The sequence below is a fragment of the uncultured Rikenella sp. genome, assembly GCF_948810725.1.
Taxonomy (GTDB): domain Bacteria; phylum Bacteroidota; class Bacteroidia; order Bacteroidales; family Rikenellaceae; genus Rikenella.
This window is the reverse complement of sequence record NZ_CAQIVA010000058.1, coordinates 1-11,579: the sequence shown is the minus strand read 5'-3', so window position 1 is coordinate 11,579 and position 11,579 is coordinate 1. Positions and strand designations below refer to the sequence as shown.

At 58.2% G+C, this 11,579-nt stretch carries 10 protein-coding genes; all 10 read left to right on the top strand.

From position 1 onward, the window contains the following. The first annotated feature begins 640 nt into the window (after positions 1-640). The 10 genes from gyrA (at position 641) to Q9S52_RS09790 (ending at position 11,490) form a co-directional block, all read left to right on the top strand. Complete coding sequence (gene gyrA, locus Q9S52_RS09835; RefSeq protein ID WP_304708989.1) at positions 641-3,145, top strand: DNA gyrase subunit A; 2,505 nt, start codon at positions 641-643, stop codon at positions 3,143-3,145. A gap of 27 nt (positions 3,146-3,172) precedes the next feature. After that, entirely contained in the window at positions 3,173-4,495 is a 1,323-nt protein-coding gene (locus tag Q9S52_RS09830; protein WP_294593260.1) for a lipopolysaccharide assembly protein LapB, read from the top strand. An 855-nt stretch (positions 4,496-5,350) separates the two neighbouring features. After that, the gene (locus Q9S52_RS09825; RefSeq protein ID WP_304708988.1) at positions 5,351-5,563 is read left to right on the top strand and encodes a hypothetical protein; all 213 of its coding nucleotides are present in this window, start codon (positions 5,351-5,353) and stop codon (positions 5,561-5,563) included. A 50-nt stretch (positions 5,564-5,613) separates the two neighbouring features. Further along, a complete protein-coding gene (locus tag Q9S52_RS09820; RefSeq protein WP_304708987.1) occupies positions 5,614-5,757 on the top strand; it encodes a hypothetical protein in 144 nt (47 codons plus the stop codon). 93 nt (positions 5,758-5,850) lie between these two features. Further along, a complete protein-coding gene (locus Q9S52_RS09815) occupies positions 5,851-5,997 on the top strand; it encodes a hypothetical protein (RefSeq protein WP_304708986.1) in 147 nt (48 codons plus the stop codon). Between the two features lie 35 nt (positions 5,998-6,032). Beyond that, positions 6,033-6,230: a hypothetical protein gene (locus tag Q9S52_RS09810; RefSeq protein ID WP_304708985.1), complete on the top strand. Its 198-nt coding sequence runs from the start codon at positions 6,033-6,035 to the stop codon at positions 6,228-6,230. Between the two features lie 187 nt (positions 6,231-6,417). After that, entirely contained in the window at positions 6,418-7,863 is a 1,446-nt protein-coding gene (gene sufB / locus Q9S52_RS09805) for a Fe-S cluster assembly protein SufB (RefSeq protein WP_304708984.1), read from the top strand. A gap of 51 nt (positions 7,864-7,914) precedes the next feature. Further along, entirely contained in the window at positions 7,915-8,682 is a 768-nt protein-coding gene (sufC, locus tag Q9S52_RS09800) for a Fe-S cluster assembly ATPase SufC (protein WP_304708990.1), read from the top strand. Between the two features lie 4 nt (positions 8,683-8,686). After that, positions 8,687-9,796: a SufD family Fe-S cluster assembly protein gene (locus Q9S52_RS09795; protein WP_304708983.1), complete on the top strand. Its 1,110-nt coding sequence runs from the start codon at positions 8,687-8,689 to the stop codon at positions 9,794-9,796. A gap of 473 nt (positions 9,797-10,269) precedes the next feature. Beyond that, a complete protein-coding gene (locus Q9S52_RS09790; RefSeq protein ID WP_304708982.1) occupies positions 10,270-11,490 on the top strand; it encodes an aminotransferase class V-fold PLP-dependent enzyme in 1,221 nt (406 codons plus the stop codon). The last annotated feature ends 89 nt before the right edge of the window (positions 11,491-11,579 follow it).

The following is an 11,579-nucleotide window of genomic DNA, read 5'->3' as shown; positions in this document are numbered from 1 at the left end:
GCCTCCGACCGCGGAGGCCCGCAACTGACGTTGCTGTGGGCCCCGCAGGCTTCAATCCGCTAAGGCAATTGTATTTTCGCAAGCTCGGTAAAGAGCGGGGTGAACTTTGAGTGGCAGGTTGGGCTGAGCTCTTGCGGTTCATAGAACCGCCGGGCCTGCGCGCTGGGCCTTTGGCCCACCCCCGGAGCGCGCAGCCCGAAACTTAAAATTAGAGTAAAGGCTGCCAGTAAGACGCCCAGTGAGCCCGCCCCGGGCTACCGCAGCTGCACCTCAGGCGCACTCGACAACGTCGCCAACCACGGATTCAACTGGGCTTCATCCACCAGAAATACGAACAGCAACCACCTCGATTTCTACATGACACACCTCAATCCCACCAGCGCAAACCACCGCGGTTACGGTTTTCAGCTGCGGTGCCTCTCGGAATAAACAGGGGCCGAGCGGCAATCGAAAGCCGGCTGGGACTACCCCAACCCACGGCCGCTTCACCCCCCACCCCCAAAGACTGCCGCCTCTCCGAAAACAACCGCAGAAAAACATCCCCGCCCCCTCAACAAAGCCCCCGCACCGCTTGGTCATGCGAAAAAAAAACGCTATCTTAGCCGTTTGAAAAGCCAAGCGAGACTTAGATAATCAAACCATGCAAGAACAGCAAGAGAGAATCATCAAGATCAATATCGAGGAGGAGATGAAGACCGCCTACATCGACTATTCGATGTCGGTGATCGTGTCGCGGGCCCTGCCCGACGTGCGCGACGGACTCAAACCGGTGCACCGCCGCGTGCTCTACGGGATGAGCAACGAACTGTCGCTCTACTCCGACAAACCGTACAAGAAATCCGCCAGAATCGTCGGGGAAGTCCTGGGGAAATTCCACCCCCACGGCGACTCCTCAGTCTACGACGCTATGGTGCGGATGGCACAGGAGTGGTCGCTGCGGTATCCGCTGGTGGACGGACAGGGGAACTTCGGATCGATCGACGGGGACAGCCCGGCGGCGATGCGGTACACCGAAGCCCGGATGAAGAAAATCACCGACGAAGTGATGGCCGACATCGAAAAGGAAACCGTCGACTTCACCCTCAACTTCGACGACACCATCTACGAACCCACGGTACTTCCGACGAAAATCCCCCTCTTGCTGCTCAACGGGAGCTCCGGGATTGCAGTCGGGATGGCAACGAATATGCCACCGCATAACCTCAGCGACACCATCGACGCCGTAAACGCCTATATCGACAACCCCGACATCGAGATCTCGGAACTCATCGAAAAGATCAAAGCACCGGACTTTCCGACCGGCGGGATTATCTACGGTTACGAAGGAGTGCGGGAGGCGTACGAAACGGGGCGGGGACGCGTCGTGATCCGTTCCAAGACCGACATCGAACACACCGCGAGCGGGCGGGAGTGTATCGTCGTGACCGAGATTCCGTATCAAGTCAATAAAGCCGAGATGATCCAGAAGATCGCCGGCATGATCAACGACAAGAAGATCGAAGGGATCTCTTACATCAACGACGAATCCGACCGAAACGGGATGCGGATCGTCATCATCCTGAAACACGACGCGGTGGCAAGCGTCGTGCTCAATACTTTGTTCAAATACACCCAGCTGCAATCCACCTTCTCGGTCAATAACATCGCGCTGGTGGACGGGCGGCCCAGATCGCTCAACCTCAAAGAGCTGGTCAAATACTTCGTTCGGCACCGCCACGACGTGATCGTGCGGCGGACGAAATACGATTTGCGGAAAGCGGAAGAAAGGGCACACATTTTGGAGGGTCTCCTTATTGCGCAGGACAACATCGACGAAGTCATCCGGATCATCCGGGCCGCCAAGAATGCAGACGAGGCAAAAACCAACCTCATTGCCCGCTTCCAATTCAGCGACCTTCAGGCACAGGCCATCGTCGACATGCGACTGCGGGCACTGACCGGGCTCGAACACGAAAAACTCCAGCAGGAGTACGACGAACTGCGCAAAATGATCGCCCACTACAACGAACTGCTCGGCAGCGAGTCCATGCAGATGCAACTCATCAAAGACGAACTCGTCGAGATGAAAGAACGGTACGGCGACAAGCGGCGGAGCGAAATCGTCCTAACCGCAGAAGAGTTCAACCCCGAAGACTTCTACGCCGACGAGGATGTGGTGATCACCATCTCGCACCTGGGATATATCAAGCGCACCCCGCTGACCGAATACCGGACACAGTCCAGGGGCGGAGTGGGATCGAAAGGGTCTGCCACGCGGGACGAAGACTTCATCGAGCACCTGTACGTCACTACGATGCACAACACCATGCTCTTCTTTACCGAAAAGGGGAGATGTTACTGGCTCAAAGTGTACGAAATACCCGAAGGGAGTCGTTCTTCCAAAGGCCGTGCGATTCAGAACGTCATCCAGATCGAACCGGATGACAAAGTGCGAGCCTATATCAACGTGCGCAGGCTGAACGACCCGGAATACGTCAACAGCAACTACATCGTGATGTGCACCCGCGAAGGGATCATCAAGAAGACCTTGCTGGAAGCCTACTCACGGCCCCGGCTGAACGGCGTGAACGCCATCACCATCAAAGACGGCGACCAGCTGATCGACGCCGCACTGACTTCGGGCAAGGCTCAGGTGGTGATTGCCGCCAAAGGCGGGAAAGCGATTCGTTTCGAAGAAGAGAACGTCCGGGCCATCGGACGGACGGGAGCAGGCGTGCGGGGGATCAATCTCGATGACGGGGATGAAGTGATCGGCATGCTGACCGTCGAACCGGATCAGAAACCGGAAATTCTGGTCGTCTCGGAAAACGGATACGGGAAGCGGACAGGGATCGACGACTACCGCATCACCGGCCGGTCGGGGAAAGGCGTCAAGACCATCCAGATTACGGAAAAGACAGGTAAGCTGATCTCCATTCAGGCCGTAAGCGACGAAAACGACCTGATGATCATCAACCGGTCGGGCCTCACGATTCGGATTCCCGTTGCCGACATCCGCGTCACCGGACGCGCGGCACAGGGCGTCAAGGTGATCAACCTGCGGAACAACGACTCGATCGCTTCGGTGATCGCCGTGCCCAAGAGCGAAGACGACGAAACGAACGACGACCCGTCTATCGTTGCCGCCGCTGAAGTGACCGAATAACTAACACATACTCACACGATACGCACCATGAAAAAGATTCTTTTGATCCTCGCCGCCGCAGCCACCACACTGGCCGCCAGCTCGCAGACCAAAGAGCTGGACAACCTCGCCAAGCGGCTCCAGAAGAGCGATGAAGCCATCGCCGATCCCAAGAAATCCGCCTCGGCAAACACGTGGCTCGACCACACCAGCGCCCTGATCGCCGCATCGAAAGTCTACACCAAAACGTTGGTGGCCGATTTTCCCATCGAACAGACCCTGGCCTTGGTCGGCGACCAGCCCAACGAAATCGTCGAAGTGACCGTGATGGAACAACCCCACAAGAAATACGTGTTCGATAACTTCGACATCTACGTCAATCAGAACGGACAAGTCGTCTTCTGGCAGACCAAGAACGAATTCCGTCCCGACGCCTTGAACAAAGCACTGGAAGCGTTCAAAAAAGCCTGCGAACTCGACCCCTCCATCGCGACCGGTAAAGGGTATCTCGTGGGCGACGAACTGCTGAACCAGTTCAACACCAACGGGATGAACAACTACAACCTCGGTCAGAAGATCCAGGCAGCCGAAATGTTCTCGAAAGTCGTCGAAGTCAACCAGATGCTCGGCAACACCGACTCCGTGATGCTCTACTACACCGGCGTGGCTTACAGCGAAGGCGAAGACTACGACAAAGCCCTCGAATACCTGAACAAAGCCCGTGAAATCGGCTACGACCAGGACGGCGGCGTAGACTTCTACATCGCCTACATGCAGGAAAAACAAGGCAAGAAAGAGGACGCCATCGCCACCCTCGAAAACGCCCTCGCCAAATACCCGACCGACAACCGGATGGTGACCCAGCTGATTAATCTCTACATCGACACCCAGCGCAGCCCGGACACCGTAGTCGGTCTGCTCGACAAAGCGAAAGAGCTCGATCCGTCGAACGTCTCGCTCTACATGCTCGAAGGTACCTTGTGGGAAAAGATGGGTAACGCGGACAAAGCCGAAGCCGCTTTCGTCGCCGCCACCAAAGTCGATCCGGACAACTATGCGCCTTACATGAACGCCGGGATCATGGAAGCCCGCAAAGGTGACGCCCTGATCGAACAAGCCCGGAAACTCGATCTCAACGACGTGAAAGGATACGAAGCCATGGCCAAAGAAGCGATCGGTTACTACAACGTCGCGATCGAATATCTGGAAAAAGCCCACGAGTTGAATCCCAAAGAGATCGGCATCGTCGATATGCTGAAAGGCTTGTACTATCAGAAATTAGCCAACGGCGAAGAGGTAGAAACCAAGTTCCAGCACTACACCGACCTGTACCGGTCGATGGAAGAGCAGGCCGAAGCGGCACAACAGTAAACCTTGAGGCCGGTATTTCCCACCCCTTCATCTATTCTACGCCCGCAGGAATCTTCAGTGTATTCCTGCGGGCTTTTTTGCGAACATACTTCAGAGCGATTAGATTTTTCAGCGCACGGACAAAGAATTGAGGGTAGAGGCTGCCCATTTCGAGCGCCGGGAGGCACCGCCTAAAGAGGGAAATCGTCAAAATGTGTTGGCATATTTTGACAAGATTTCCCAAGGCGCGCGGACAATGAACGGGGTAGAGGCGGCCAGTAAACCACCCGAAGGGTGCGCCCGCCCGGCGTAAGGGCAGTACCCTCCCGTCTCCAAAGACGCGCGCCCCGCTTAAAGAAGCGATTCAACTATTTCGGCGGTGAGCCGAATATAGATGAATCGCGCAAGGCGCGCGAAAAAATCGACTTTGCGCAAAAAATCCGTCGCCCGCCCGCTTAAAGAGCATATTCTGCCCGTTGGCACTCAGCCAATCCGGCAAGAATTGCCGCGGGCGACGGCAGCGGCGAAGCGACAGCGGAGCCGCAGTGAGGCAAATGCGGGGCCGTGCTTTGGGGCGTGGTTGGCTGTACTCTTGCGACCCTTTAGGGTCGCGCGGGCCAAAGCCTCCCGCCGCGGAAGCCCGCAACTGGCGTTGCTTTAGGCCCCGCAGGCTTCGACCGCTTGAACTGAGAGCGAGTAGTGCGGTTCGTAGAACCGCTGGGCCTGCGCGCTGGGCCTTTGGCCCACCCCCGGAGCGCGCGGCCCGAACCCTACAGAAGGGGGGAGGGTGTTGATGGCGGAACTATTGCGACCTTTAGGTCGCCGTCCGCGGAGCGCAGCGAACGCCACAGGCGGACGTCCGACCGTAAAGTCAAATTGAAATGGGGCAGAGGCTGCCTGCAAAACGCCCCGGGCTACCGCCGTCGAGACATGGGGACACCGGCCAGTGTCTCCGGCAACGGCTACAGTTGGGCATCGACCGTCAGCGACACCGACGGCATGCATTTAAGTTTCAGCATGGCCTGGCTCGATCCCTGTACCGCGAACAGCCGCGGCTACAGTTTTCAGTTGCGTTGCCTCTCGGAATAAACGGGACAAGCGGTACTGCCCCGGGCAGCCGCAACCATAAGACAGGCGAGTTGAAAGACGTCGGCTACAGCGACGCCAGTTGGTCTTCTGCCACGAACGGTATCGGCGGCCTGAGTATGACATTCAGCACAAAATGGTTCCACATCAGCAACCCGGACTACCGCGCCTACGGTCTTCAATTGCGTTGCCTCTAGGAATAAACGGGGGTAGAGGCGGCCAATAAAACACCCTGTGGGTGCGCCCCGGGCTACCGCGATACGGGATATAATAAACTATTTGGCGCTCTGATGAACAACGGCAACTACGGATATAGCTGGTCTACCGCTACGAATGGGATTCACGGTCTGAACTTGAATTTCAATTCGCAGGGCCTCGGCTCCAGCCACTCGGATCGCCGCGCTTGCGGTTTTCAGTTGCGTTGCCTCTCGGAATAAACGGGGGTAGAGGCTGCCAATAAAACACCCGATGGGTGCGCCCGGGCTACCGCCACGCACGCTATGGCGGGCCGGTCAGCGTCGGCAACGACGGATACAGCTGGTCGTCTGCATCCTACAATCCGGGCGACCATTACCGCGCCTTGGACTTATATTTCAGTTCGCAGCACCTCACCCCCAGCTACTCGGACAGCCGCGCCCACGGTTTTCAGTTGCGCTACCTCTCGGAATAAACGGGGATAAGCAGCACCCCAAAACTACCTGAAGCTACCCCAAACAACCGACCGCCGCCTGCGCTACATCCACGCCGCTATCCTCGTCTTTTTTCGTATCTTTGCCGTATTCCACCGGAAACGGTATTTTGTTTGCAGAGGGAGAACACCGACGCGAGCCGTGCCACCCCTCGCCTCCCACGAAAAAATGGAAGAAAGAGAGATCATCGAAAACGCCGCCCAAGGCGACTACAAATACGGATTCACCACCGACCTCGCCACCGAGACCATCGGCAAAGGGCTCGACGAAACCACCATCCGGCGCATCTCCGCCCTGAAAGAAGAGCCGGAATGGCTGCTCGAATTCCGCCTCCGCGCTTTCCGGAAGTGGCAGACCATGACCATGCCCGACTGGGCCCATCTGGAGATACCGCCCATCGACTATCAGGACATCATCTACTACGCCGCCCCCAAGAAAGACAAGAAGCTCAAGAGCAGCATGGACGAAGTCGACCCCGAGCTTCGCGCCACCTTCGAGAAACTCGGCATTCCGCTCGACGAACAGAAAGCCCTGGCAGGCGTCGCCGTCGACGCCGTCATCGACTCCGTCTCCGTCAAGACCACCTTCCAAGCCATCTTGGCCGAGAAAGGAATCATCTTCTGCTCCTTCTCCGAAGCCGTGCGGAACCATCCGGAACTCGTACAGAAATATTTAGGCACCGTCGTGCCCTATACCGACAACTTTTTCGCCGCCTTGAACTCCGCCGTGTTCTCCGACGGCTCCTTCTGCTACATCCCGAAGGGCGTGCGGTGTCCGATGGAGCTTTCGACCTACTTCCGGATCAACGCCGCCGGCACCGGCCAGTTCGAACGGACACTGATCGTGGCCGACGAAGGGGCGTATGTGAGCTATTTGGAGGGGTGTACCGCACCGATCCGGGATGAAAACCAGCTCCACGCGGCGATTGTGGAGATCGTCGTCGAACAAGACGCCGAAGTGAAATACTCCACCGTCCAAAACTGGTACCCGGGTGATAAGGAGGGACGAGGCGGCGTCTTCAACTTCGTGACCAAGCGCGGGATTTGCCGCGGAGAAAATGCCAAACTCAGCTGGACGCAAGTCGAGACCGGTTCGGCCATTACGTGGAAATACCCCTCCTGCATTTTGGCGGGAGATAATAGCGTGGGGGAATTCTACTCCGTCGCCCTGACCGGGAACCACCAGCAGGCCGATACCGGCACCAAGATGATCCACTTAGGACGGAACAGCAGGAGCCGTATCGTGTCGAAAGGGATTTCGGCAGGCTTTTCGCAGAACTCCTACCGCGGCCTCGTGCGCGTGGCGAAGACGGCGACCGGGTGCCGCAACTATTCGCAGTGCGACTCCTTACTCATCGGAGACAAGTGCGGGGCACATACCTTTCCGTATATCGAGTGCAGCAACGACACCGCTACCCTCGAACACGAAGCCACCACCTCCAAGATCAGCGAGGAACAGCTCTTCTACTGCAACCAACGCGGGATTTCGACCGAAGAGGCCGTGGGCCTGATCGTCAACGGCTACGCCCGCGAAGTGCTCAACCAATTGCCCATGGAGTTCGCCGTCGAAGCCCAGAAACTGCTCGCCTTGTCTTTGGAGGGGAGCGTAGGCTAATCCTATGATCTTACACAGCATAAACATCAGACACGCCATATGAGCCAGAATATATTAGAAATCAGGAATCTGCACGCCACCGTCGCCGACGAAGGCAAAGAGATCCTGCGCGGCATCGACCTGACCGTGGGTGCCGGAGAGGTACACGCCATCATGGGGCCCAACGGAGCCGGGAAATCGACCCTCGGTTCGGTGCTTGCCGGGAATGAACGATTCGCCGTGACCGGCGGCACCGTCACTTTTCTCGGCCGGAATCTGCTGGAGATGAGCATCGAGGAACGCGCCGCACTGGGGCTTTTCCTCGGCTTCCAGTACCCGGTCGAGATTCCGGGCGTTTCGATGGCCTCCTTCCTGCGGCTCGCCATCAACCAGCAACATGCCGCCCGCGGCGAAGAGCCGATCGGCTCGGGCGACTTCCTGCGTCTGATGCGCGAGAAGAGCGAAATCGTCGAACTCGGCGACAAACTGATGAACCGCGCCGTGAACGTCGGCTTCTCGGGCGGCGAAAAGAAGCGGAACGAAATCTTCCAGATGGCCATGCTCGAACCGAAGCTCGCCGTGCTGGACGAGACCGACAGCGGTCTGGACATCGACGCCCTGCGCGTGGTGGCCACCGGCGTCACCCGGCTCAAACGGCCCGACAACGCCACCATCGTTATCACCCACTACCAGCGGCTGTTGGACTATATCATACCCGACTACGTCCACGTGCTCTACCGCGGGCGAATCATCCACTCCGCCGGCAAGGAGCTGGCCCGGGAGCTCGAAGAACGCGGTTACGACTGGGTCATCCGCGAATACGGCGACAAAGAGGAGTAGCCCTATGGACAGGATACTGAAAGAACGTTACAAATACACCCCGCTCGGTCGGCTCGCGGCATCGGGCGGAGCTCCGGAGGAGAGCTTCGTTCCGGCGCAGGCCGAAATTTCGACCGAAGCCGAAGCGGCGCTGTGTCGGGTCGAACCGCTCCCGGCGGCGACTTTGCGGGAGGCTGCCGAGCGGTCTCCCCATCCGGGTTTGACCATCGATCCCCTGCTGCTCGACAACCTCGGCGCCGAGACGAAACAGGTACAGGGGGTACAGATCGACATTCCGGCCGGATGCGAAACCAGCGGCATTCTGTATATCCATCTGCGTTACCCCTCTGCGACTCCGATCCAAGGAGGCGTGCAAAAATACGTGCAACGCCACCGGATTCGGGCCGGGCGTAACAGCCGCGTGCGGGTGGTCGTTTATCACCATGCGTGTGCATCGGCCGACGCGCTGATTGACAGCGCCCTGCTGCTCGAAGCGGAGGCGGGAGCTTCGGTCGAGCTGTTCGAGGTGGCTGAAACCCGGGCTACCTACTTCGCTACCGTGCTGACCTCGATCGAACGGGACGCCAGCGTCAAAGTCACTACCATCGACTTGGATAACAGCATATTACGACGAAATCGGTTCGTAACGCTCGCTGAGCCGGGAGCGGACTGCAACCTCGAAGGGGCTTACCTCACGGCGGGGAATCAGCTGGCGGACAACTATATCCGGATGCACCACGCTTCGGCGCACTGCCGCAGTAACCAGCTCTTCAAAGGGGTGGCCGAAGACGATTCGAGAGGGGCTTTTACGGGTCATATCTACGTCGCGCCGGACGCTCAGCAGACGGTCGCGTTACAGGAGAACCACAACATCGTGCTGAGCGACCGGGCCCGGATCGACACCCGGCCGCAGTTAGAGATTTACGCCGACGATGTGAAATGCAACCACGGTGCGACGGTCGGCCGGCTGGATCCGGAGGCGGTCTACTACATGCGCCAGCGGGGCATCGCGCTCGAAGCGGCGAAACGGTTGCAGATCGAGGGTTTCATCCGCGAGGTCATCGACCACACGCGTCTCGACGATCTCGAACGCCTCCTCCACGACAAAGTGGCCAAACGCCTCTTGCATATTTAACTGTTCGTTTATCTGTACTTTGTGCCGGCTGGAACTGCCGCTTGTTGGCTTCGCCTTCCTCCTCGCCGCTCGGTAATTTGCAAACTGCGTTTGCATTACGCTCGCTGGCAGCGTCGGTTGAAAAAAGCGGCACCAAAACCGACGCAGCAGCCGAGTTGCCATCAAGTTTACTTGAATGGCCGAGGCGCAAGGAGGAAACCTTAAGGTAAACTTTTATGCTAGCTGCGCTACGCCTCAGGCTCCGCAGTCCTCAGTCTTCGCGATTGTTTTTGGGTCGGGGTTGTAGCGCGCCCAAAGTTTAGCTCGCATTAGCGCGCTACAACTCCCGGCCCAAAGAAGAGTCCGAGAACCGGGCCGCCGGCAGCTGGAGGATGCGTCAGCATCCGTCTAAAGTTTTTCTGGTTCTCTTTGTTCACAAAGAGAACAGTACCCTCCCGATAAGGTGCAAATAAACGAACGTTATAGAGACACTGATGAAAAGTTTGACAGAAATCCGTTCGGATTTTCCCATACTATCGACCACCGTGAACGGTCGTCCCCTGATCTATCTGGACACCGCCGCCACCGCCCAGAAGCCCGAAATCGTGATCCGCACCGTCGATGAGATGCACCGCCGCCTGAACGCCAACATCCATCGCGGCATCCATTATATGGCCGAAGAGACCACGACCCGGTACGAACAAGCCCGCGAACGCGTTCGGCAGCTGTTGAACGCCCGTTCGCCCCGCGAAATCGTCTTCACCAGCGGTGCCACCCAGTCCATCAACCTCGTCGCCGCCACATTCGGAGAGAAATACATACACCCCGGCGACAACATCGTCGTCACCGAGATGGAGCACCACTCGAACCTCGTTCCGTGGCAGCTCGCCGCCATGCGGAAAGGCGCCGAAGTGCGCGTCCTGCCTTTCGACGATGCGGGAGCTTTGCGGACAGACCTACTGCCTGCGCTACTCGACGAACGGACACGGATCGTCGCCGTAACCCAGGCTTCGAACGTGCTCGGCACCGTGCCCGACCTGCCGCATATCATTGCGACCGCTCATGCCGAGGGAATTCCCGTACTCGTGGACGGCTGTCAGGGCATCGTGCACCAGATGACCGACGTGCAGGCCTTGAACTGCGACTTTTACGCCTTTTCGGGACACAAACTCTACGGGCCGACCGGGATCGGCGTCCTGTACGGCAAAGAGCGGTGGCTCGAAGAGCTCCCGCCGTACATGGGCGGAGGCGACATGGTCGGCACCGTCACCCTGCCCACCGGCACCACCTTCGCCGAGCTCCCGCTGAAATTCGAGGCCGGCACCATGAACTATATCGGCGCCATCGGGCTCGGCACCGCCATCGACTACCTCTCCGACCTCGGTTTCGAACGCATCCATGCCCACGAAATCGACCTGCTGGCCCGAGCGACGGAACGTTTGAACGCCATCGACGGCCTGCGCATCTACGGGACGACTCCGGGCAAGAGTCCTATCGTCTCGTTCACCGTCGAGGGGACACACCCGGCCGATATCGCCATGATTATCGACAAACTCGGCGTCGCCATGCGCTCCGGCACCCACTGCGCGGAACCTGTCATGGCCCACTACGGCATCACTGCGATGTGTCGGCTCTCTGTCGGTCTCTACAACACCGCGGACGAGATCGACTCGGCGGCGGCGGCGGTAGAACGGGCCGTCGCCATGCTCCGCTAGCTATTTATTAATCGTACGTTTATTTGCAGATCATTTCTTTGTGCCTGCTGGAACCGTACCTTTCTTGAAAGAAAGGTACCCAAAGAACT